We start from the raw sequence: 21,060 nt of genomic DNA on the forward strand, positions 1-21,060 counted from the left end.
AATGGCCGGCGAGGTCAGCGGATCGTCAGGCTTGGGGCGGCCTTAGCGCCGGATCGGCAGTCGAGAGCGGCCGCATGGAGTGGCTTGCGAAAATGGGGGCAAGCCGAAGGTCGTGCGTGAGCGCGGTATTCGAGATCTTGACCGGCGCTGCGACGTGATCGCCGTGACAGCCGCCGTGATGGTGAGGATACCCTTTGTCACCATCGGAGGGTACCTGATCAGCGTCGCCGGGCGCATGGCCCATGGCAACTTCGTCCACACCTATCTCTTGCGATGAAACGCTTACGTCCGGCCGTTCCAGCACATGCGCGGTCGCCGTCGTCCCCAACGAGAGGGCGATCGTCAAATAAGCAAGGATGTTGAGCAGGCGTCGCACGGACAACGAACTAACAGGAAAGCCGACAACGGGATAGCCCCGACATCGCATGAAGGCCTAAGATGTCATCGCATAATCTCGGGCGAGACCAGGCACATCGTGCGCGAAGGCATATGGCGATGGAAAGCATCTATTTGCGCTCCAGCAACTGCAAGCGGCCAGAGGTCATCGAATGTTGAGCCGACGTACCATCCAGCGGTTTTGCGTCCGCCTGCAGCGAACGCGACCCCGAGGCGATACCCGCGACGATCTCGCCGGCGAACATCGTCAGATTGATCGCGAGAGCGATCCACAGCAAGCGGCGCCAGCGCGGATCGGGCGCCGCCGGCGCATCCGACTGGCAGCTGCTACAGACCATGATTATCAACGCGTGCAAGCATCATGAGCAGCCTTATGCACCCTCTAGCTACTAGAGGGTCAAGACGAATATCGCGTCCTGCTCCGATCTTCATCCCGTGGTTGCCACGACGGCACGGCGCCGGTTGAGCATGAACCCGCCGGCCACCGCGACAAGCATCAGCAACTGGGCGCCCATCGACTGCACGGTCGGGAAGATGCCGAGCACCGAGACGCGAATTCCGCCGTCCAGCGGCGCAATATCGATGATGCCCGCTTCCTGCAGCGCCGACACACCCTTGCCGGTGAGTACGATGGTGAGGAGCGCCATCAGCCACGCGCTATAAGCGAAGAACTTCGCAATCGGCAGGTCACGACTGTAGCGCAGCATCGCCCAGGCAATAACGCCGAGCAGCAGGACAGCCGAGCCGGCGCCCGCCAGCATGACCCCGCCATTGCCTTGGGTCCAGAGCGCAGCATAAAACAGGATGGTCTCGAACACCTCGCGATAGACGACGATGAAGGCCAGGCCAAACAGGAACCAGGCCGATTGCCGGGACAGTGCGTGCGACATCTTTTCGCGGATGTAGCGCTGCCATTGGCCCGCCTGCGCCTTGCCATGCATCCAGATCCCCACGGAGAGCAGAACGACGGCCGCGAACAGCGATCCAAACCCTTCGGTGAGCTCCCGGCTCGCGCCGCTGATCCCAATCGCATAGGTTGCAACCGCCCAGGTCAGGCCGCCCGCCGCCAGCGCGCCGATCCAACCGCCATGGACATAGGGCAACACCTCGGGTCGCTCGGCCTTGCGCAGGAAGGCGATCATCGCAACGACGATCAGCAGGGCTTCGAGGCCCTCGCGCAGCAAGATGGTGAACGCGCCCAGGAAGGTAGAAGCGCTGCTCGCCGCGTCCGGAGACAAGGCCGCGTCGGCGTCGTCGAACAAGCCGTTGAGCACCTGGATACGCGTCGCTATCTCGTCGGCGGGCCGACCTTGCTGGAGCGAGGCCCGAAATTCGCCCATGGCGCTTTCGATATGACCCATGAGCGTAGCGTCACGCGCGGTCAGCATCGGCTCGAGCGGTTCGAACCCGTCGAGATAGGCGGAGAGCGCGAGCTCTCGGGCGGCGTGGCTGTCGCCCGCGCGATAGGCCGCGAGGCTCAGTCGCAGCTTCGCGCGCGCAACATCAAGTGAGCCGGGGGCCTGCCGAACCACCGCTTCCGGGTGGCGGCGCAGATAGGCGATGACCGCATCGGCCTTGTCGACTCCCACATCCTTGGCGAGGGCTTCCGGCGTCAGGCCGGCCAGCGCTGTTAGATCGGGAATCTGCTGGCGAAGGCCGGGATCGGCTTTCCAGAGTCGCTCACCTTCCTTGGCAGCAACATCGGAAAAGGCAAAATGCCCCGCATAGAAGGCGACAGCCCAGCGATCATCGGTCGGCAGCGACGAAAAGCTCTGCATCGCGGTGCCGTCGATGCCCTGATCGATCACCTGATACAGCGCGAAGGGGCTGCGCTGGCGGGCGCGGGCGGCATCGGTGAACGCGATTGGCGGCGTGGCGAGCTTGGCGGCGTTCGGGCCATGGCCATCGCCGGCAGGGCCGTGGCAGCTCGCACAGTTCTGCGCGAAGAGCGTCGCGCCACGGGCGAAATCGGGTGCCTTGGCCGGTGCAAGCGGGACCGGATAGGCTTTGAGCAGATCAGCGGCGAGACCATGGGCAAGATCGGCAACCTGGTTCGGTGAGCCTTTCACTGCCACGACCGCCTGAAGCCGTGCCGCACGATCGATAAGCTTGCTGCGCTCGGGTGTTGGCGGCAGCGTCGCGAGGCGCGCAGAGACCGACGCTGCAAACTCGGTCATTTCGCTATACTCGGACGCGCTCTTGATCTTGCCGCCGGAGACCGCGCCGCCATAGTCTACCGCCATGTAGTCGAGAAGCCGCCACGCGGTCTGAACGTCAGACGTTTCGGCTTGAGCGATTGCGCTTGCGCCCAGTGTACAGGCGGCAGCACCAAGCACCGCCAACATGCGGAGTGCCCATCGGTGGAGTGAGGGTGCTCGCCCGCGAATCGACCAAAGGCGGAGACTGCTCGAGGACGTAAACATCCGCTTTCTTTAGACCCTCTAGCAGCTAGAGGGTCAAGCAGTTTTTTGCGACTAGTTTGCATTAGCGCAGATAGCCGCAAAAGCAATCCTGAGTCTGTCGCCCTCCTAGCCACCCGCCGCGGAATCCGGCGCCAGGGTTTCGATGATGCGGCATTCCGAAATGGTGCCGTGCCCACACTGGACGATCACGCTGCTTAATTCAGACCGTAGAGTATTCAGGTCCCGAAGCTTTCGGTCGATCTCGGCAAGATGTTCGCGAGCGATCGTATCCACGGCCTTGCACGAGATGTCCTTCTGGTCAGCGAGTTTGAGAAGCTCCTGGACCTGGCCGATCGAGAAACCCAGCGCGCGTGCGCGGCGGATGAAGCTGAGCCGGGCGAGATGCTGCGCAGAGTAGGCCCGATAATTGCCCTTCGTCCGCCCGGGCGGGGCAAGCAAGCCCACGCTCTCATAGTAGCGAATTGTCTCTACCTTCGTTCCGGTCGCGGTGGCGAGCTTTCCGATGCTGAGTAGCTCGACGGACATATCGTTTGACCCTCTAGTGACTTCAGGCTTTATAGAGGATGTCATGTCGAAGAGTCGAGGTGACGATATGGTCGAGCAAACCGACGCGCGCGCTATAGCGATGGGCCGCTGGTGGCGCTTCAAGGTCCGCGGGCTCGACTGCCAGAATGAGGTTCGGCTTCTCAAGGAGGTCCTCGTCCCCCTTGTCGGAGACGAGCAACGTCTGTCGTTCCAGCCGAAGCACGGTTTCCTTGATATCGATGTCGAGGCCGGCATCGGAGTGGAGGCGGTAATCGCGGCCGTATCGACCACCGGGATGACAGCCGAATTGCTAACCGCGAATGCGTTCACCGAGGATAAAGCAGAGGCCGGCGGTTGCAGCAGCTGCTCGGGCGAACCGACGCCTGTCGAACAGATGCTTCCGGACCGTCCGGACAGCGTCATCTTCAAGATCCAAGGCATGGACTGCGGTGACGAAGTCGCGGTTCTCAAGCGCGAAGTCGGGCCGATCGTCGGGTTGGGGAACCTGTCGTTCGATCTCATCAATGGCCGCATGTCGATCGCGGGTGCTTCCGACGCCTTACATCACACCGAAATATTGAAGGCGGTCGAGCGCACCGGCATGCGCGCCGAACTCTGGAAAGAAGGCGTGAACAGTGCCGGCGCGCAAGCCGAGCAGCGTCGGCGCCGCATCCAGGCCGCGCTGACGATCGCGAGCGGCGTGTTGGTGGTGGCGGGCTTTGCGATCCATGCCCGCGCGAGCGGCCTCGCCGCGGTGCTGCACGAGAGTCTGGCGCGGGAGGCTCATCCTCCCCTCCTCGCCATGCTCGCCTATTCCCTGGCGATCCTCTCGGCGGTTCGGTACGTCGCCCCCAAGGCGGTCCTCGCGGCGCGGCGGCTCCGGCCGGACATGAACCTGCTCATGATCGTCGCGGTGGCGGGCGCCCTCGGCATTGGGCAATGGTTCGAAGCGGCGACCGTGGCGTTCTTTTTCGCGCTTGCGCTCGCGCTCGAGGCATGGAGCCTTGGACGTGCCCGCCGCGCCGTCGCGGCGCTCATGGACATCGCGCCTGACTCTGCCCGGATACGGGATGCCGCAGGCGTCGAGAAGGATGTGCCGGTCGCTGATGTTGCGGTCGGCACGCAGGTGATCGTTCCGCCCGGCGGAAAGATTCCGCTCGATGGGCGCGTCGTTGCGGGGACGAGCGCGGTCGATCAGGCGCCGATTACAGGTGAAAGCGTCCCCGTCACCGTCGCGCAAGGCGCAACGGTCTTTGCCGGGACCATCAACGGCATGGGCGCGATCGAGATCGTAACGACCCGGCCGGCCTCCGACACGACACTCGCCCGTATCGTGCGCATGGTCGGCGAGGCGCAGAGCAAGCGTGCGCCGACCGAACAGTGGGTGGAGCGCTTCGCGCGGATCTACACGCCGGTCGTGATGGCGCTTGCGCTGGCGGTGTTCCTGGTGCCGCCGCTTCTGCTCGGGGGAAGCTCGGCCGCCTGGTTCTATCAGGCGCTGGTGTTGCTTGTCATCGCCTGCCCCTGCGCACTCGTCATCTCGACCCCCGTCAGCATCGTCGCGGGGCTGACCGGCGCAGCCCGGCAGGGCGTGCTGGTCAAAGGCGGCGTCCATCTCGAAACGCCTGCCCGCATCACCGCGATCGCCATGGATAAGACGGGCACGCTCACGCTTGGACGTCCCAAGGTGATCGAACTGATCCCGCTTGGCGGCCGGGACGAACTTGAACTGCTGGCGGTTGCGGCTGCTATCGAAGCGCGAAGCGAGCACCCGATTGCGCGTGCGATCCTCGATGCCGCAGCGGAACGCGGCGTTGACGTGGTCCCCGCAAAGGCCGTGACGGCGTTGCCCGGCAAAGGCGTCGTTGGCGCGATCGATGGTCGCGAGGCCTGGGTCGGATCTCCCGGCTATCTTGGAGAGCGACTTGGGGACGCCGGCGATGATGCGCTTGCCGTCCAATTGCATCGCATAGCCGCCGCGGGACTGACCGGGATTATTGTCGGTGAGGCAAAGTCGGTCATCGGATTGATTGCGGTCGGTGACGCGATGCGTCCCGAGGCCCGACAGATCGTCGCGCAACTGCATGAACTTGGCATCGCGCAGATCGTCATGCTGACCGGAGACAGTCGCGCGCCTGCCGAGGCCATCGCGCGCGAGACCGGCGTGGATGAGGTTCACGCCGAGCTGCTTCCCGAACAGAAGGTCGAGGCGATAGAAAGGCTGGTAGCGCAGCACAACCTTGTCGCCATGGTCGGTGACGGCGTCAATGATGCGCCGGCGATGGCGCGCTCGGGCCTCGGCATCGCCATGGGTGCGATTGGCAGCGATGCGGCGATCGAGACGGCGGATATCGCGCTGATGCAGGACGATCTCTCCCGCCTGCCGTGGCTCATTCGGCATTCCAGGGCGACGCTCGCCGTCATCCGGCAGAACATCGGCTTCTCACTGACGGTAAAGCTCGTTTTCGCAGGTCTGACTCTGCTTGGCATGGCCTCGCTCTGGGGCGCGATCGCGGCGGATGTCGGCGCTTCGCTCCTGGTCGTGCTCAATGGTATGCGTCTTGTCGGTCGCGACCAGCGAGTTCGATAATCCGGTTACCCAGGCAGCGAAGCAACGATCTACGCTCACCCACCACCCAATAGGACCGCACTGCTATGACCGGACAATGTGCCGCGGGCGTCGACACGGGCTTCGTGACACTGGGCTATGCCAAGGTCGCCTTCTTGGGCGTGGTGCAAGGTATCACCGAACTCCTGCCGATTTCGTCAACAGCCCATATGCGGGTCGTCCCGGCTCTGTTGGGATGGCGGGATCCCGGCTCGGCTTTTTCAGCCGCGATGCAGCTCGCCGCGCTCGCCGCGGTCATCAGCTATTTCTGGCAGGATGTCCGCCGCCTAGCGGTCGGTTCAGTATCGGCAATCGGTCGTCGGCAGTTCGCTGATCCTGATCTTCGTCTGGCAATCTGGATCGCTCTCGCGACGGTCCCGATCGTGCTAGCGGGCGCTCTGCTGTCGAACAGCCTCAACACATGCAACTCGCCCTTTCGCGCCTTGCCGGTGATCGGTTGGGCTTGCATCGCGATGGCAGTGCTGATGGGTCTCGCCGAGATTTTGGCACGCCATCGCCGTGGCATCGAGGCTTCATCGCTGGCCGATGCGCTGCTCGTCGGTCTCGCGCAGGTTGGCGCACTCATCCCCGGCGTATCGCGCTCCGGATCGACCCTCACCGCCGCGCTCGCGCTCGGATTCAAGCGCGAAGAAGCGGCCCGGTTCTCATTCCTGCTTGGCATCCCGGCGATCGCGCTCGCCGGGTTCAAGGAGCTGTGGGAACTTCATCGGGTGGGACTCGACCTGCATGGCTGGTCTGTGCTGGCACTCGGCCTCTTTACCGCCTCGATCTCGGCCTTTGTGGCTATCTGGGCGCTGATGCGATTCCTCGAGCGCTTTTCTGCATGGCCATTCGTCGTCTATCGCGGGATGCTCGGCGTCCTTCTGCTCCTTACGACCGCCAACATCTTATAGTGTCGGAACTTCAATTGCCCTGAAGATCGAGACCGTGTGAAGTGCGCTGAGACCAACCGTATTTAACTGGCCTTGCGGAAGCGAAGTCAGGTCCGCATGCCCTCCTTCCCCCCCGCGCGCCGAGCCGGGGGGATGGCGCGCTTGACGTCGTAGGCGCGACGAAAGGCAAAGCGCTCGCGAATTCATCACCAGCTCGTGAAGCCTCAAATCGCGTTGACCGGCAAGCGTAGGTAAACATGTCCCGAAGGCGAAGCCGGCGGCATTTCACCGGCGCGAATGTTTACCTGCAGGGAGGGCAGAATGAGCAGCGGCGCTTCGAGCCCGGCGTCGCGAGCTTTGCGCATTGCCACGAATTCGGCCTCTCCAACACCATCACGAACATGAAGGTTGTTGCTTCGGTGCTCGGCGACGCTCGCCTCCCAAGCAGGTTTGGCGCGGGATGCCGGGGGATAGTCATGCCCGGTGAAAACGCGCGTCGCGGCGGGCAGGTCGAGTATTTTGCGGATCGAGCGATAAAGCGTTGCGGCATCGCCGCCGGGGAAATCCGCCCGGGCAGTGCCGTAGTCCGGCATGAACACTGTGTCGCCGACGAACGCGGCATCACCGATCAGATAGCTGACGCAGGCGGGCGTATGTCCCGGCGTGTCCATGACATGCAAGTTCTGCTCACCGAGCGGCAGCACATCGCCTTCGCGCACGAGCCGATCGAAAGCGCTGCCGTCGCGTGCGACGTCATTCGCCTCGAACAGATCGCCGAAGATCGCCTGAACCTCGGTGATGCGCGCGCCGATGACGACCGGGGCGCCGGTCTGCGCCCGCAGATAATGCGCGGCGGAAAGATGGTCCGCATGGGCATGGGTTTCCAGCAAATAGCGCAGATCCAGTCCCTGCTCGCGGACCGCCGCCAGCAGCGCGTCCGCACTGGCAGTGCTGGTACGCCCATTGCGCGCTGTGAAATCCAGCACCGGATCGATGATCGCGGCCGCCTTGGTCGCAGGATCATGGACGATGTAACTGACGGTATTGGTCGCGGGATCGAAGAACCCTTGCACGGCGGGCCTGGCTGCGGAGACGGGGAGAGCATGAGACACGAGGTTACCTCCTAATATCCTTCATATTAACACTTGCTAAATTAGAATCAATGAATATAATTGGAGCATGCTCGATCTCGCCAAATTCGACCTGACAACCTTCGAGGCCAACGCTGCTCGCGCCGCCACGCTCCTGCGCGTGCTCGCCAACGAGCGGCGACTGATGATCCTGTGTCAGCTTGCCGATGGGGAACTCTCCGTAGGTCAGATCCAGCCGCGCGTCGGGCTTAGCCAGTCCGCGCTGTCGCAGCATCTGGCGTTGCTGCGTGAAGAGGGCATCGTTGCTACCCGGCGCGCTGCGCAAACCATTTATTACCGAATTGTCGATCCGGCCGCGCTGCGCGTCATCGCCACGCTCGCCGAACTGTTCTGCCCAACCGATGAGGAGCCAACGCCATGACTGCGGGTCTGATCCCACTCTCGCCCGACGACACCCGCCGTCGGCTCGCAAATGGCAGCGCCATTTTGGTCGATATCAGGGAACCGGACGAATTTTCCCGACGCCATATTCCCGGCGCGGTTTCCCAGCCGCTATCGGGTTGGGAGGCGGCCCGCCTGACTGTCGAGCCCGATCGTGAGGTCATTTTCACCTGCCGGTCAGGCATGCGCACGGCTGGAGCCTGTGATCGCCTCGCCGCGCGCGTCTCCGGCCAGGCCTATGTGCTTCAGGGCGGCATCGACGCGTGGAGCAAGGCGGGCCTGCCGGTCGCCGTGGACGCCAAGGCACCGCTGGAAATCATGCGGCAGGTCCAGATTGCGGCGGGCCTGCTCGTCCTCATCGGAGTCATCCTTGGCTTCGTCGTGGCACCCGGCTGGTTCGGCCTGTCCGCCTTTGTCGGCGCGGGCCTGACCTTTGCCGGGGCCACCGGCTTTTGCGGTATGGCGCGGCTTCTGATGCTGGCCCCCTGGAACCGCCGCGCTCGCGCTGCCTGACATCGTGACGGAAACGCTCCTCCTTGCGGCCCTCGGCGGCGTCCTCATCGGCCTGCTGCTCACCGTCTTTGGCGGCGGGGGCTCGGTATTGGCGACGCCCTGGCTGATCTATGTGGTGGGCGTCGCGGATACGCATGTGGCCATCGGCACCTCTGCCGCGGCCGTCGCGGTCAACGCCGCCACCGGCCTTGCCGCCCAGGCGCGTGCGGGCACCGTCAAATGGCCCTGTGCCAGCGTTTTTGCTGCGGCCGGACTCGTCGGCGCACTGACCGGAGCGCAGGTCGGAAAGATGATCGACGGTGCGGCCCTGCTGCACTGGTTCGCATTGGCGATGATCGCGATCGCCATCTCGATGCTGATGCCGCGCAAGAGTGAGGGTGACCCCGGCGTCCGTTTGACCCCGCCGATGGTGTGGAAGCTGGCTCCTGTGGGCTTGGCAGCCGGCTTCGCGGCCGGATTCTTCGGCATCGGCGGCGGCTTCCTGATTGCGCCCGGCCTCATGGCCTCGACCGGCATGACGCTTGCCAACGCATCGGCGTCCAGCCTCGTGTCCGTCACCCTGTTCGGCGGGGCAACGAGTATCAGCTACTCCGTCTCGGGATTGGTCGACTGGGCACTGTTCACCCCGTTGGTGGCGGGCGGTGTCGCGGGTGCGACGCTGGGCTTGCCGGTTTCGCGCTGGCTCGCCACGCGCGTGACGGTCGCGCGAAGCGGCTTTGCTGCCATGGTGGTCGCGGTCGGTCTTTACATCTTGCTTAAATGAAGGAGAGGCAACTTAACCGGCGACCGCCTTCGACTAACAGTGCCTTACTGCAATGGCCCGTAAGGGGGTGATCAGCATGCGCGCCGCATTCGGTCATTGCCTGTCATCTCAACCGCACATCGGAGACAAACATTGAGCTATTATTTTGCCAAGACGCTGTCGATGGGCTTCACCGAAGCAGTCCAGCGTGCGACCGAGGCCCTGAAGCAAGAGGGTTTCGGGATCATAACCGACATCGACATCAGCGCGACTTTCAAAAAGAAGATCAACGTTGATTTCCGCGAATATCGCATTCTTGGCGCCTGCAATCCATCGCTGGCCCATGAGGCGCTTCGGATCGAGGACAAGGTTGGGACCATGCTCCCGTGCAATGTGATTGTGCAGGATGTCGGCAACGGACAGGTCGAGGTGGCCGCGATCGATCCCGTTGCCTCAATGCAGGCGATCGATAATACAGAACTGAAATCGGCAGCTCAGCAGGTCAGGGACAAGTTGCAGCGCGCGATCGCCTCCCTCTGACGAGAGGGGCGGCGCGGACCTACGGCCCAACCTCCAGGTCCTTGCGTTTCTGCAGATATTCCTCGCGATCGAGGTCGCCCCGCGCGTAGCGTTCGTCAAGGATCTCCAGCCCGCTGCGTTTCTCGAGCGGCGCGTCGGAGCGGCCTTTGCGGACCAGCAGGATTACGCCGAAAACCAGGAATGCAAGCAAGGTCAAGGGGATGATCGCGTGCATCACCCCCCAACCGGCGGTCCAATATGCTGAGCCACAGGCTCGGTCCCACCACATCATCTTAGCGGGCCGGGCGATAGAAGCCCGAATGACGATCGACCGTGTAGCGCTCGACCAGCGAATTGCCTTCCGCCGTCACGATGTCGGCGGTGATCGTGTTGGCGTCGGTTTCCACGACCCGGCCAACCTTGAGGCGGGTGTTCTGATTCCATTGAAGCCATTGCTCGAGATTGGCGCGGACATCGGCGATCGAAAGGTTCAGATTGGCCTGCCGCTGATTCCACATCATCCCGCAGTGGGGGCACCCATTGGGACCCATCATGCCCGGACCCATCATCCCGGGGCCCATCATCCCCGGACCCATCATGCCCGGACCCATCATTCCCGGACCCATCATCGTGCCGGGGCCGCCGTTCGACTGCGCGCCGGCCGGAACGGCCAGCACAAGGGAAGAAGCGGTCAAAGCCAATATGGTCGTAATCTTGCGCATCGAAACCATGATCATGCCCTCCAGTGATCTGCAATTCGGGGCCGAAGATCATGGAACAACGAATTTGGCTCTATCCGTAAATGTCCCAAGCCAACTCGCTTTGGTCGACGGCCTCACGGGATAGAATCGGTCCCTTTGGCCGGTGCGTCATTGCGCGATATCAAACGTGCATTTTTTCAGCATCGGCCGGCGAAGCTGCCTCCGCAGGCCGATGCTGCATCATAATGGTGAGGCGGTGGCGAACGGCACCACGATCAACTGGTCAGGGCTGCGTGTGGATCGCAGTCACTTCACCCGCATTACCTGTCAGCGTGAGGTCGAAATCGACCTTGTCGCCGACCTTGGCCGCATCGGTGATCGCAGGCGCCGCCTTGAACGCCATCGCCATCGCCGGCCAATTGGCTTCGGGGATCGGGCCATGGTTAAGCGTGATCGTGCCCGCCGTCTTGTCGATCGCGGTGACGGTGCCGTGGCCCTTGGCCTTGATCGCGGTGCGCGCCGCTGGCGCCATCGCCATGTTGCCCATGTCGCCGCTCATGGTCGCGGCGGGCGCCGCCTGGTTGGTCTCGGCCGCAACGGGCGTCTCCGCCTTCTTGCCGCAGGCGGCGGTCAGGGCGGCGAGGCCGAGGGCAATGGTCAGTCGTGCACGGTTCATGGTCTTCTCCTTCATGAAATGAGAGGTTGAGGTAAGGGCTTGCTCTTCGGCCGCCGGAGCAAAAGATAGGCGGCAGGAAGGACGAACATCGACAGCAGCGGCGCGGTCAGCATGCCTCCGATCATCGGCGCAGCGATCCGGCTCATCACTTCGGAGCCAGCGCCCGAGCCGAGCAGGATCGGCAGCAAGCCTGCGAGGATCACCGCGACGGTCATTGCCTTCGGCCGGACACGCAGCAGCGCGCCTTCACGCACCGCCGCCTCGACCTCGGCAGCATCCGAATGGTTCTCGCGCTCCTCCAATGCGTTCTTGAGATAGATCAGCATCACCACGCCGAACTCGGCGGAGACGCCAGCGAGCGCGATGAACCCGACTCCGGTCGCGACCGACTGGTTGAAACCGAGCAGGTAGAGCGTCCAGATCCCGCCGGTCAGCGCGAACGGCAGGGTCCCCATGATCAGCGCGGCTTCATCGAACCGTCCGAAAATCAGGTAAAGCAGTACGAAGATGATCAACAGCGTTGCCGGTACGACCAATTTTAGCTTGTCGACTGCCCTCTCGAGGTATTCGAACTGGCCAGAATAAGCGAGGCTGACGCCGGGCGAAAGCCTGACCTGTTTCGCCACCGCGCGTTGCAGGTCGCCGACTACCGAGGCGAGGTCGCGCCCGCGCACGTCGACATAGACCCAGGTCGAGGGCCGTGCGTTCTCGGTCTTGAGCATCGGCGGCCCCTCTGCGATCGATATATTTGCCACCGTGCCAAGCGTGATCTGTTGTCCCGACGGGGTCAGAACCGGCAAGGTGCGCAGCCCTTCAAGGCTGTCGCGCAGCTCACGCGGATAGCGCACGCTGATCGGATAACGCGCAAGCCCCTCCACTGTCTCGCCGATCGTCTCCCCGCCGATCGCGCCCGAGACGATCGCCTGAACGTCGGCGACGTTCAACCCGAGCCGAGCGGCGGCCGCCCGGTTGATGTCGACGTCGACATAACGTCCACCAGTCAGCCGTTCGGCGAGCGCCGAGCTGACGCCGGGTACGGTCTTGGCCACCGCCTCGACGTCATGCGCGACGCGATCAAGCTGGGCGAGATCGGCACCCGACACCTTGACCCCGATCGGGCTCTTGATGCCGGTGGCGAGCATATCGATGCGATTCCTGATCGGCGGCACCCAAACATTGGCGAGGCCGGGGAGCTTCACCGTGCGATCAAGCTCCTCGACCAGCTTGTCGGGCGTCATCCCCGGCCGCCACTGATCGCGTGGCTTGAACTGGATCGTGGCCTCGAACATCTCCAGCGGCGCCGGATCGGTTGCAGTCTCCGCGCGCCCGGCCTTGCCGAACACGCTCTCGACCTCAGGCACGGTCTTGATCAGCCGATCGGTCTGCTGGAGCAGTTGCGACGCCTTCGCCGCCGAAAGGCCGGGAAGCGCTGACGGCATGTAGAGCAGGTCGCCCTCGTCCATATTCGGCATGAACTCACCGCCAAGGCGTGTGAGCGGCCAGGCCGTGGTCGCAAAGGCGAGTGCCGCGATCAGCAGCACTGTCTTCGGTCGCTGCATCGTCCAGTCGAGCGCGGGTCGATAGATATTGGTCAGCCAGCGATTGACCGGGTTCGACTGCTCGGGCGGGATTTTTCCCCGGATCAGCAAACCCATCAGCACCGGCACCAGGGTCACCGACAGGATCGCCGCTGACGCCATCGCATAGGTTTTGGTGAAGGCGAGCGGTGCGAACAGCCTGCCCTCCTGTCCTTCGAGCGTGAACACGGGAATGAAGGACAGCGTGATGATCAGCAGGCTGAAGAACAGCGCCGGTCCGACCTCGGCAGCAGCTTCGGTGATGACGATCCAGCGCATTTCGCCTTCGAGATGCTTGTCCGGGTGATCCTGCTCCCAGCGCTCGATCTTCTTGTGGGCATTCTCGATCATGACCACGGCCGCATCGACCATCGCACCGATGGCAATGGCGATGCCGCCGAGCGACATGATGTTGGCGTTCACCCCCTGGAACCGCATCACGGTAAATGCCGCGAGGACGCCCAGCGGCAAGGTCAGGATCGCGACCAGCGCCGAGCGAACATGCCAGAGGAACAGGCCGCAGACGATCGCGACGACGATGAACTCCTCGATCAGCTTGTGGGTGAGATTCGCGACGGCGCGGTCGATCAACTGTGAACGGTCATAGACCGTCACCACATCGACGCCGGGCGGCAGACTCTTCTTGAGGTCCGCCAGCTTGTCCTTGACCGCCGCGATCGTTTCCCGGGCGTTCTTGCCCGAGCGCAATATCACCACGCCGCCGGCGACCTCGCCTTCGCCGTTCAATTCGGCGATGCCGCGCCGCATTTCGGGGCCGATCTGGATCGTGGCGACATCGCCTAGCCGCACGGGCACGCCGCCCGCAGCGGTTCTGAGCGGGATCGCGCGGAAATCGTCGAGCGTCTTCAGATAGCCCGAGGCGCGGACCATATATTCGGCCTCGGCCATCTCCAGCACCGAGCCGCCCGCTTCCTGATTGGCCTGCTGGATCGCCTGGACCGCTTGGCTGTGGGTAATCCCATAGGCGGCGAGCTTCACCGGATCGAGCAGCACCTGGTACTGCTTCACCATCCCACCGATGCTGGCAACCTCGGCGACGCCCGGGACGGTCTTCAACTCGTAGCGCAGGAACCAGTCCTGAAACCCGCGAAGCTGGGCAAGATCGTGCCGGCCGGTTTTGTCAACCAGCGCATATTCATAGACCCAGCCGACCCCGGTCGCGTCTGGACCGAGCGCACTACGCGCGCTCGCCGGCAATCGTCCCTGCACCTGGTTGAGATATTCGAGTACGCGGCTGCGCGCCCAATAGAGATCGGTGCCGTCCTCGAAGATCACATAGACGAAGCTGTCGCCGAAGAAGGAATAGCCGCGCACCGTCTTGGCGCCGGGGACCGAGAGCATGGTGGTGGTGAGCGGATAGGTGACCTGATTCTCGACGATCTGCGGCGCCTGTCCCGGATAGCTGGTGCGGATGATGACCTGGGTGTCGGAGAGATCGGGCAGCGCGTCGATCGCGGTCGATCGCACCGCCCAGACGCCTACACCGATGAGGGCCAGCACGCCGATCAGGACGAAGAAGCGGTTCTTGACCGACCAGCGGATGAGATGGGCGATCATTGGTCGGCAACCTTCGCCAAACGCCGGATCGTCGGTCCGGCCGGTGGCTGGTCGAAGCCGAAGCGGACGCGATCGCCAGTCTTCAGGCCCCGCGCGATCTTCGGGTCTGGAAGTTGGAAGGTCATCGTCATTGCCGGCCAGCCGATGGCGGGCACCGGCTCATGGCTGAGCGTCACCGAAGTGGTGGTGATCTGTTCGATCTTGCCGACGGTCTCGTACAGCGCGGCTACAGCTGTGGGTTTGGCAATTGCCGGCGGCGCGCTGCCACCGATCGGCCGCGCTTCGACGCCGGACAAACTCGCCTCGGAGTCGATCAGGAACTGGCCCGAGGCGACGATCTTTTCACCTTCGCTTAGGCCAGCCAATATCTCGGTATCGTCACCGGATTCGCGCCCGGTTTGTACCTCGGCGGGGCGGTAACGCCCCTTGTCGAGCGCGAGCATCACCAACGTCCGCTTGCCGGTGCGGATCAGCGCCTCGGACGGCACCAGCAATGCCGGCTGCGTACTGCCGCCGAACGACACGGTCGCGAACATGCCGGGCCGCAAGCGCCCGCCGCGGTTGGGCAGCTCGATCCGCACCGTGAGCGTCCGGCTGTCGACCTGAGTCGTGGGCAGGATCGCCGAGACACGCCCGGAGATGGTTTCGCCGGGGAAGGCTGCAAGCGCGGCTCGCACCGCTTGTCCAGGCTTCAAGGGACCGGCGACCGCTTCGGGCACGGCGGCATTCAACCAGACCGTGCCGAGCCCGTTGACCTCGGCAAGCGTCTGGCCTGCCATCAAGGTCATGCCGCCCCGCACGTTCAACGTCTTGATCACGCCGCCCGTGGGCGTGGAGATGGTGATCACATTATGCGGTCGTCCGGTTTGCTCGACCGATGCGATCGTGCCGGAGGGCATGCCGAGCAGCATGAGCCGTTGACGCGCGGCCTGGATCAGAGCGGCGTTGCCGGTGCGGCGGACCGCCAGAAACTCGGTCTGTGCGCCGCCCCATTCCGGCACCAGAACATCGGCAAGCGGCGCGCCTGCACCGATCACATCACCAGGTGCGCGGCCATAGACACGGGAAACGAAGCCGCCTGCACGCGCCTGAACGATCGCAACGTCGCGCTGGTTGAAGTCGATCGTGCCGGTGGCGGTGAGACTGCTCGCCAATTCGCCGCGCCGCACAGCCACCGTTCGCATCCCGAGCGCCTGGGAGGCGGACGGGTCGATCGATATTCCCGGCTGTGCCGCGCTTGCCCCCACCTCATCCGCATAGCGCGGGATTGTTTGCATTCCCATCGACGACAGGCCTGGACCGTCATGATGCTCAGCGGGGATCATCGGGTCATACCAATAGAGGATCTTGCGTGCCGGCGGTTTGGCGGCCGTAGCGTCGGGTGATCCTCCTCTCCATTCAGAGATGGTGAAACCGACCCCGCCAGCGGCGACCGCGAGCAGCGCCGCGGCACCGAAAAGGCCGCCCCGAGGGATTGTGAAATGGCTCATTGCGATTCGCTCCGATACGTAAGGTTCAGTCGAACACCGTCAGCAGCGACAAGGGCTTCACGGTCGAGAGTGTTGAGGGTGACGTCGGCAAGGGCCGCATAGGCATCCGCGATATCGACAAGATTGGCGCGACCTGCCCCGTAGCTTGCCGTCTCCAACGTCACCCGCTGCTCGGCGAGTGGCAGCAATGTGTCCCGCGCGCGCAGCCACTGTTCATGATGCATGATATGGTCCGCAAGATCGGTTTCGAGATCAGCGGCCAGCGCCCGCAGGGCCGCGTCGCGTTCGGCCAGGATGCGTCCGGCATTCTCCTGGGCCGCCGCAATGCCCGCATTCTGTCGACTGCGGGTGAAGAAGGGCAGACTGACCGTCACACCGGCTGACACATAATCTCCAAAACGAGGGTCGCGGCGTTGATAGGCAAGGTTCACCCCGAAGTCGGAACGGCGGTTGGCATCGGCCATACGCACATCGGCCATTGCCTGACCGGACTGGGCGTCGATCATTGCCATGGTGGGAAGGCGATCCAGGCCAGCGCGCAGTTCGGCCCCATCGACAGGGAAGTCGGGAATAGATCCGGCAATTTCAGGCGCCGGGTCACCCGTCCATCGCGTCAGAGCAGCCCGTGCCCGCGCTATGTTTGAGACCAGTTCGCTGCGACGATCTTCTAATGAGGCGATAGCCTGTCGGCCGGCAAGAGTCTGCGCAGGCCGGGCATTGCCCGACGCGACGGCACTGGGCGTTGTCCGCACCACGCGCTCCAGACGGGCTAGAAGATCATCAAGCGCGGTCAGCCGGCGCTCGGCATAGGCAAGGTTGATCCAGGCAAGCGCAGTGCCGACCTCAACCGAACGCGCCTCAAATGCGGTGTCGGCATCTGCAGCCTTGATATCGCTGTCAGCGCGGGCGCGTTGCGCACGGCGCTTGGCGAGGTTGGGAATATCCTGGGACACGCCCACCCGCGCCATCGTGAAATTGTCCTGCCCGGGAGCAAACGCCAATGGCCCCGAGATCGGGAAACTGTCGAGCCCAACGGCCAGAGTCGGATCAGGTAGCGATCCGGCGCCGCCACGAGCGGAACGAGCGGCCTCGGCGGCGAGCGCCTTGGCCTTGATCGACGGCGCTTCCTGCCGCGCGCGCTGGAGCGCAGCGTCGAAAGTGAGGGGACCAGCGAATGCAACGCCGGGGATCGCCGCGAGCAGCGGCAGACAAACAAACAATCGCATGGAAAACTCCTGATCGGAGGATCAGGCCGGCGTCGCGCACTCTGGCAGGCATGTCAGTGGCGGCGGGATGGGGGCAATCCCGCCGCCACTGCTGGCCTGGCCGTCTATGCGACCTTACACGGCCAGAGGCTGTGCCTAGCCGGCCGAGGGAGCCGACGAAGGCGATGCCATGCTATGCATCTCCTTCATGCAGTCCGCCGCGCTCATCTTCATCATGTCGCAGTTGCAGTTCGCCATCTGCGGAGCATCGGGCACCCAGACGCGACGGGGGCTCATAGATGGCGCACGCGGGCCATAGTTTGGCGATTGACGCCATTCATAATGGCCAGACTGCGAGTTTGTGTTGGGTTCGCCGGCGAAAGCGGCAACGGGAGCGGCAAGCGCAATGCCCAGCAGGGCATAGAAAACACGGTTCTTCATGACTGTAATCCTTGGGCAAAATATCGTGGTAGCCGCGGGTCAGACAGGATTTTCAGATGCGCGATAGACGCAAGAATCCTGTCAGCCTGGCAGCCGGTGTCGATCAGCCAAGGAGAGTCGGTGGTTCCGGTTCGGGAGTGAGGTCACTGCCGTGCAGGACAGTGATGGTTGCCCAGAAGGGCAGAGCTGGACTGGCTTCGCGTGCTTCCAGCATAGGCGCGTCATTACGAACGGCCAGCGGAACGACGCAGCCCATGGCCGCGATGCATTCCAGGGTCATGCCCTTGCAAGGCTTCTGAGCAGGTTGTTGCTGCTGTGCCATTATCTTCATGCAGTCTTCCGACATCCCAGCCACGGCCTGCACAGACGTGGCCATTGGGGCGGACATCGCAGGCGGAGCGGACGCAAAGGCCGCCGCTTGGCCAATCAAGCCAACCATGGCTCCCAGAAGGAGAAGAAGTTGCAAAACGCGTTTCACAGCCGTTATTTATTACGCCTCGTAGCATCAAAGATCAACGAGATGGTCACCCGCCGTGTCGGGCAAATACCGTCTGACCCGCCGATCCGAAGGCGATGACAGAGTAGGGTTGTGGTTTTTGGCCGGGGACTTCCATCCCCGGAGAACCCAGCGGCATGCCCGCTACGGCCAATCCCTTTACGCCCTTCGGGCGCTTCGCGATCGCGCGCTTCATGTCGGCAATGGGAACGTGGCCCTCGAAAACTATGCCATCGACAATTGCAGTATGGCATGATGCCAGCGCAGCGGGCACGCCTTGAGCGCGTTGAAAGCGGCCGCGTTGCTGGTCGTCGACGATATTGACGCTTTGTCCAAATTGTCTGCGCACCTGGGCCGCCCACTGTTCGCAGCAACCGCAACCAGGGTCACGATGCATGATGATCGGGGCAGCTTCGGCGCTGGCGACGGAGAAGGCTGCTATGAACGCAGCGAGGGCAAATTTGAGTGTCATACGATCCCTTATTGGTTCCCCCGCCCCTGGGCGGGGGAGGAAAGGTCTATTGGGCGCGCTTGTTGTGGGCTCTCAGCCAGCCTTGAAGCTCGCCCACTTCTCGCGTTTGCTCGGTGATTGACTTGTTCGCCATCATTCGGACCTGCGCGTCCTTGGTGTCGCGCAAAACGATGCGTGACATCGCAATCGCACCGCGATGATGCTCGATCATCTTGCGCACCCAGGTCTCCGTTGCATCGCTGCCCGTGGCGGACATCATCTTCTGATGCATCTCCATTTCTGCAGGCGGGTAAGGATTGGCTGGCGTGGGGTTCATGGTCTGGCGCATGTCCATCTTGCTATGGTCCATGCCCTGCATTTGGGCGATCGCCGGCGCGGCCACCAATCCAGCGATGATGATGGGGACTATTTTCTTCACAATTCTCTCCTCAGCGCCCCGCATTGATAATACGCATGGGCGCGCCATTTCCCTCGTGAGGCGGCACAAAATTTACGGGAACGGGAGCGCGAAGCCTACTTGCGGGCTAGAATAGCCTTCATTTCATCGATTTCGCGGCGCTGAGATTCCTCGATGCCGCTGCACAGACGAACGATTTCCGGATCCTTCAAGGAGGCCTCGCGGCACATCAGGATCGCGCCCGAATGATGCGGGATCATCGATCGGAGGAATGCTGTATCGCCGATCGTTGTTTGCGTGCGGATGAGGGCAAATGATCCGGCGAATATCGCAACTGACCCTAATATAAGGGCCGCGTTTGCCTTTTTCGACGGGAACATATGGCCCATCGCGAGGACCATCAGCACCACCATGGGCGCCACCATCATTAGCGTCATGTAGAGCATATTCAGGTTGTTGTAGAAGCTCCCCAAGCTGTCGATCATGACGAACATCACCAGATACATGATGACGCCGCCAACCAAGGTCTGCAGGGCGAGGCTCGCATAGGCATTTTTCATCATTGGTCGTCTCCTTTGGCCCCCGCCCCGATCCTGCTTGACTATTCAACCCGTGCGGCGTCGCTTTCGCGGCCACCGAAGATACAAAAGTGCCGAACCCGCGATCGCCAATGCGAGACCACCTGCGGCAAACGCCATCAACCACGGCGTGTTGAAATTTTCGTGGTTTTTCCAATCCATGATGTGGAGCGCCCAGAAGAAATCGTACAGGCGCCACGTTCCATTTCTCACAGCGACGATCCGACCACTATTCTGGGCAACATAGACGCGGGTCGCTTCGCGGTCAGGGAAGTCCACCCGCCAGGCCGGCAGGACGCCCTTGAATTCTGGGGTCGACGCCACAACCAGGCGCACGCTCGGCGGCTCCGACGTACCACGGTAGGCCTGTATCGCCACCGCGCGAGCCATCGCAGCGTTCACGGGACCAAGTCGACGACCTGTTTCTGCATCGTGGAGTGAGATCGTCCCATCGATAGACTCGACCTCCGCAATCTCGCGGCCGAGCAGCGCGCGATATCGGACTTCACGCACGGGTCTGGTCGCCGCGCGCAACACTAGGTCCAACGGCGCGCGCGATCTCGACTGTTCCAATATCGCCGGCGACGATCGCTCGACGAGATGTTCACCGCGGACTCGCTCGATCGGCAACAGGCTCATGACAAGACCGCTCGCAAACCAAAGCAGCAGCTGGACGCCGATAACCAGGGCTAACCAGCGATGAACGCGGCTAGCCCCGATGTGGAAGCGGAGTTTGGCGCTTCTCAGAACCAGGTCCGAACACCGATTACAAAGCTGGCCGCCTTCACGTCCCCTCCGTCTGAGCGTGCATAGTCCGCCGTCCGCCCGAACTTTCGGTCGTAAGAAACGCCGATGTAGGGGGCAAATTCGCGGCGCAGTTCGTAACGCAAACGCAGTCCCAATTCGGCGTTCGTGATGCCCGCTCCAATCCGCGTCTCCGGGACATTTTGTGCTGAAAGGTTCACTTCCAGGCGCGGCTGGAGAATGAGGCGTTGCGTGATACGCTGATCATAATAGCCCTCGATCCGCCCCAACACCTCGCCTTTGTTCGACAGAAACAGGGCAGCCTCGGTCTCAAACCAGTAAGGCGCCACCCCCTCAATACCGATCGTCGCATAAGTACGGGATGGGTTGGGTTTGAAATCGTAACGGACACCCGCCTGGAGGTTCCAATAAGGGTCGAGTGCACGACTGTAGAGCGCCTGAACTTCTGCGGTCTCCATGTAGGTGCCGCTTCTGCCAGCAAGAACGCCCTCACCCTCTGTCTTGACCACCAGCCGATCGAGATCCTTGCCGAA

Annotated in this window: 24 protein-coding genes; 6 read left to right on the top strand and 18 right to left on the bottom strand. The window is 63.0% G+C overall.

Features of this window, described 5'->3' with window-relative positions:
• Nucleotides 1-25 precede the first annotated feature (25 nt).
• From IWY39_RS23540 to IWY39_RS23555, 4 genes are all read right to left on the bottom strand, one after another.
• Nucleotides 26-376, bottom strand: a complete 351-nt coding sequence (locus IWY39_RS23540; RefSeq protein WP_081659628.1) for a hypothetical protein — start codon at nucleotides 374-376, stop codon at nucleotides 26-28.
• A 130-nt stretch (nucleotides 377-506) separates the two neighbouring features.
• Nucleotides 507-743, bottom strand: a complete 237-nt coding sequence (locus IWY39_RS23545) for a hypothetical protein (RefSeq protein ID WP_196871744.1) — start codon at nucleotides 741-743, stop codon at nucleotides 507-509.
• An 81-nt stretch (nucleotides 744-824) separates the two neighbouring features.
• A complete protein-coding gene (locus tag IWY39_RS23550; protein WP_021243430.1) occupies nucleotides 825-2,741 on the bottom strand; it encodes an FTR1 family protein in 1,917 nt (638 codons plus the stop codon).
• A 183-nt stretch (nucleotides 2,742-2,924) separates the two neighbouring features.
• A complete protein-coding gene (locus IWY39_RS23555) occupies nucleotides 2,925-3,344 on the bottom strand; it encodes a MerR family transcriptional regulator (RefSeq protein WP_021243431.1) in 420 nt (139 codons plus the stop codon).
• Nucleotides 3,345-3,411: 67 nt separating this feature from the next.
• Here IWY39_RS23555 and IWY39_RS23560 point away from each other — a divergent pair, with 67 nt between their 5' ends.
• The gene (locus IWY39_RS23560; protein ID WP_021243432.1) at nucleotides 3,412-5,934 is read left to right on the top strand and encodes a heavy metal translocating P-type ATPase; all 2,523 of its coding nucleotides are present in this window, start codon (nucleotides 3,412-3,414) and stop codon (nucleotides 5,932-5,934) included.
• Between the two features lie 104 nt (nucleotides 5,935-6,038).
• On the top strand, nucleotides 6,039-6,866 hold the full coding sequence (locus IWY39_RS23565; RefSeq protein ID WP_331274495.1) for an undecaprenyl-diphosphate phosphatase: 828 nt from the start codon (nucleotides 6,039-6,041) through the stop codon (nucleotides 6,864-6,866).
• Between the two features lie 203 nt (nucleotides 6,867-7,069).
• Here the strand turns inward: IWY39_RS23565 and IWY39_RS23570 are convergent, their stop codons facing one another.
• Nucleotides 7,070-7,957, bottom strand: coding sequence for an MBL fold metallo-hydrolase (locus tag IWY39_RS23570; RefSeq protein ID WP_081659623.1), 888 nt, complete (start codon nucleotides 7,955-7,957; stop codon nucleotides 7,070-7,072).
• A gap of 67 nt (nucleotides 7,958-8,024) precedes the next feature.
• Here IWY39_RS23570 and IWY39_RS23575 point away from each other — a divergent pair, with 67 nt between their 5' ends.
• The 4 genes from IWY39_RS23575 (at nucleotide 8,025) to IWY39_RS23590 (ending at nucleotide 10,172) form a co-directional block, all read left to right on the top strand.
• On the top strand, nucleotides 8,025-8,357 hold the full coding sequence (locus IWY39_RS23575; protein ID WP_021243435.1) for an ArsR/SmtB family transcription factor: 333 nt from the start codon (nucleotides 8,025-8,027) through the stop codon (nucleotides 8,355-8,357).
• Entirely contained in the window at nucleotides 8,354-8,890 is a 537-nt protein-coding gene (locus tag IWY39_RS23580) for a rhodanese family protein (RefSeq protein ID WP_021243436.1), read from the top strand. The genes IWY39_RS23575 and IWY39_RS23580 overlap by 4 nt, the downstream gene beginning before the upstream one ends.
• A gap of 4 nt (nucleotides 8,891-8,894) precedes the next feature.
• The gene (locus tag IWY39_RS23585; protein ID WP_021243437.1) at nucleotides 8,895-9,653 is read left to right on the top strand and encodes a sulfite exporter TauE/SafE family protein; all 759 of its coding nucleotides are present in this window, start codon (nucleotides 8,895-8,897) and stop codon (nucleotides 9,651-9,653) included.
• A 162-nt stretch (nucleotides 9,654-9,815) separates the two neighbouring features.
• Nucleotides 9,816-10,172 (top strand): DUF302 domain-containing protein, encoded by a 357-nt coding sequence (locus IWY39_RS23590; protein WP_081659629.1) that lies wholly within the window; start codon nucleotides 9,816-9,818, stop codon nucleotides 10,170-10,172.
• 19 nt (nucleotides 10,173-10,191) lie between these two features.
• Here IWY39_RS23590 and IWY39_RS23595 read toward each other — a convergent pair whose 3' ends face one another.
• The 13 genes from IWY39_RS23595 to IWY39_RS23655 all read right to left on the bottom strand — a co-directional run.
• Complete coding sequence (locus IWY39_RS23595; protein ID WP_021243439.1) at nucleotides 10,192-10,386, bottom strand: SHOCT domain-containing protein; 195 nt, start codon at nucleotides 10,384-10,386, stop codon at nucleotides 10,192-10,194.
• 58 nt (nucleotides 10,387-10,444) lie between these two features.
• The gene (locus IWY39_RS23600) at nucleotides 10,445-10,888 is read right to left on the bottom strand and encodes a hypothetical protein (RefSeq protein WP_021243440.1); all 444 of its coding nucleotides are present in this window, start codon (nucleotides 10,886-10,888) and stop codon (nucleotides 10,445-10,447) included.
• A gap of 247 nt (nucleotides 10,889-11,135) precedes the next feature.
• Nucleotides 11,136-11,528 carry a copper-binding protein gene (locus IWY39_RS23605; protein ID WP_021243441.1) on the bottom strand — a complete coding sequence of 131 codons (393 nt, stop codon included), beginning with the start codon at nucleotides 11,526-11,528 and terminating at the stop codon, nucleotides 11,136-11,138.
• 11 nt (nucleotides 11,529-11,539) lie between these two features.
• Nucleotides 11,540-14,683, bottom strand: coding sequence for an efflux RND transporter permease subunit (locus IWY39_RS23610; protein ID WP_021243442.1), 3,144 nt, complete (start codon nucleotides 14,681-14,683; stop codon nucleotides 11,540-11,542).
• Nucleotides 14,680-16,173: an efflux RND transporter periplasmic adaptor subunit gene (locus IWY39_RS23615; RefSeq protein WP_021243443.1), complete on the bottom strand. Its 1,494-nt coding sequence runs from the start codon at nucleotides 16,171-16,173 to the stop codon at nucleotides 14,680-14,682. Before IWY39_RS23615 ends, IWY39_RS23610 begins: the two co-directional genes overlap by 4 nt.
• Nucleotides 16,170-17,399 carry a TolC family protein gene (locus tag IWY39_RS23620; RefSeq protein ID WP_017502287.1) on the bottom strand — a complete coding sequence of 410 codons (1,230 nt, stop codon included), beginning with the start codon at nucleotides 17,397-17,399 and terminating at the stop codon, nucleotides 16,170-16,172. The genes IWY39_RS23615 and IWY39_RS23620 overlap by 4 nt, the downstream gene beginning before the upstream one ends.
• Before the next feature lie 135 nt (nucleotides 17,400-17,534).
• Complete coding sequence (locus IWY39_RS23625; RefSeq protein WP_021243444.1) at nucleotides 17,535-17,819, bottom strand: hypothetical protein; 285 nt, start codon at nucleotides 17,817-17,819, stop codon at nucleotides 17,535-17,537.
• Nucleotides 17,820-17,922: 103 nt separating this feature from the next.
• Nucleotides 17,923-18,099 (bottom strand): hypothetical protein, encoded by a 177-nt coding sequence (locus tag IWY39_RS24245; RefSeq protein ID WP_231377893.1) that lies wholly within the window; start codon nucleotides 18,097-18,099, stop codon nucleotides 17,923-17,925.
• A 244-nt stretch (nucleotides 18,100-18,343) separates the two neighbouring features.
• Nucleotides 18,344-18,787, bottom strand: coding sequence for a DUF411 domain-containing protein (locus IWY39_RS23635; protein WP_021243446.1), 444 nt, complete (start codon nucleotides 18,785-18,787; stop codon nucleotides 18,344-18,346).
• Between the two features lie 46 nt (nucleotides 18,788-18,833).
• Nucleotides 18,834-19,229: a DUF305 domain-containing protein gene (locus tag IWY39_RS23640; RefSeq protein ID WP_017502282.1), complete on the bottom strand. Its 396-nt coding sequence runs from the start codon at nucleotides 19,227-19,229 to the stop codon at nucleotides 18,834-18,836.
• 71 nt (nucleotides 19,230-19,300) lie between these two features.
• Nucleotides 19,301-19,747 (bottom strand): DUF305 domain-containing protein, encoded by a 447-nt coding sequence (locus IWY39_RS23645; RefSeq protein ID WP_017502281.1) that lies wholly within the window; start codon nucleotides 19,745-19,747, stop codon nucleotides 19,301-19,303.
• A 42-nt stretch (nucleotides 19,748-19,789) separates the two neighbouring features.
• A complete protein-coding gene (locus IWY39_RS23650) occupies nucleotides 19,790-20,515 on the bottom strand; it encodes a PepSY domain-containing protein (protein WP_031290469.1) in 726 nt (241 codons plus the stop codon).
• Nucleotides 20,506-21,060: copper resistance protein B (locus IWY39_RS23655; RefSeq protein ID WP_196871745.1), on the bottom strand; the 555-nt coding region annotated here is incomplete at its 5' end. The genes IWY39_RS23655 and IWY39_RS23650, both read right to left, overlap by 10 nt.

Source organism: Sphingobium sp. JAI105, from assembly GCF_015752145.1.
GTDB lineage: Bacteria > Pseudomonadota > Alphaproteobacteria > Sphingomonadales > Sphingomonadaceae > Sphingobium > Sphingobium xenophagum.

Excerpts from the sequence above, each read along its gene's own strand:
- IWY39_RS23550 (WP_021243430.1), bottom strand. The coding sequence starts at position 2,741 with ATGTTGGCGGTGCTTGGTGCTGCCGCCTGTACACTGGGCGCAAGCGCA.
- IWY39_RS23555 (WP_021243431.1), bottom strand. The coding sequence starts at position 3,344 with ATGTCCGTCGAGCTACTCAGCATCGGAAAGCTCGCCACCGCGACCGGA.
- IWY39_RS23560 (WP_021243432.1), top strand. The coding sequence starts at position 3,412 with ATGGTCGAGCAAACCGACGCGCGCGCTATAGCGATGGGCCGCTGGTGG.
- IWY39_RS23575 (WP_021243435.1), top strand. The coding sequence starts at position 8,025 with ATGCTCGATCTCGCCAAATTCGACCTGACAACCTTCGAGGCCAACGCT.
- IWY39_RS23580 (WP_021243436.1), top strand. The coding sequence starts at position 8,354 with ATGACTGCGGGTCTGATCCCACTCTCGCCCGACGACACCCGCCGTCGG.
- IWY39_RS23590 (WP_081659629.1), top strand. The coding sequence starts at position 9,816 with ATGGGCTTCACCGAAGCAGTCCAGCGTGCGACCGAGGCCCTGAAGCAA.
- IWY39_RS23595 (WP_021243439.1), bottom strand. The coding sequence starts at position 10,386 with ATGCACGCGATCATCCCCTTGACCTTGCTTGCATTCCTGGTTTTCGGC.
- IWY39_RS23600 (WP_021243440.1), bottom strand. The coding sequence starts at position 10,888 with ATGATCATGGTTTCGATGCGCAAGATTACGACCATATTGGCTTTGACC.
- IWY39_RS23605 (WP_021243441.1), bottom strand. The coding sequence starts at position 11,528 with ATGAACCGTGCACGACTGACCATTGCCCTCGGCCTCGCCGCCCTGACC.
- IWY39_RS23610 (WP_021243442.1), bottom strand. The coding sequence starts at position 14,683 with ATGATCGCCCATCTCATCCGCTGGTCGGTCAAGAACCGCTTCTTCGTC.
- IWY39_RS23615 (WP_021243443.1), bottom strand. The coding sequence starts at position 16,173 with ATGAGCCATTTCACAATCCCTCGGGGCGGCCTTTTCGGTGCCGCGGCG.
- IWY39_RS23620 (WP_017502287.1), bottom strand. The coding sequence starts at position 17,399 with ATGCGATTGTTTGTTTGTCTGCCGCTGCTCGCGGCGATCCCCGGCGTT.
- IWY39_RS23625 (WP_021243444.1), bottom strand. The coding sequence starts at position 17,819 with ATGAAGAACCGTGTTTTCTATGCCCTGCTGGGCATTGCGCTTGCCGCT.
- IWY39_RS24245 (WP_231377893.1), bottom strand. The coding sequence starts at position 18,099 with ATGACCCTGGAATGCATCGCGGCCATGGGCTGCGTCGTTCCGCTGGCC.
- IWY39_RS23635 (WP_021243446.1), bottom strand. The coding sequence starts at position 18,787 with ATGACACTCAAATTTGCCCTCGCTGCGTTCATAGCAGCCTTCTCCGTC.
- IWY39_RS23640 (WP_017502282.1), bottom strand. The coding sequence starts at position 19,229 with ATGCGGGGCGCTGAGGAGAGAATTGTGAAGAAAATAGTCCCCATCATC.
- IWY39_RS23645 (WP_017502281.1), bottom strand. The coding sequence starts at position 19,747 with ATGATGAAAAATGCCTATGCGAGCCTCGCCCTGCAGACCTTGGTTGGC.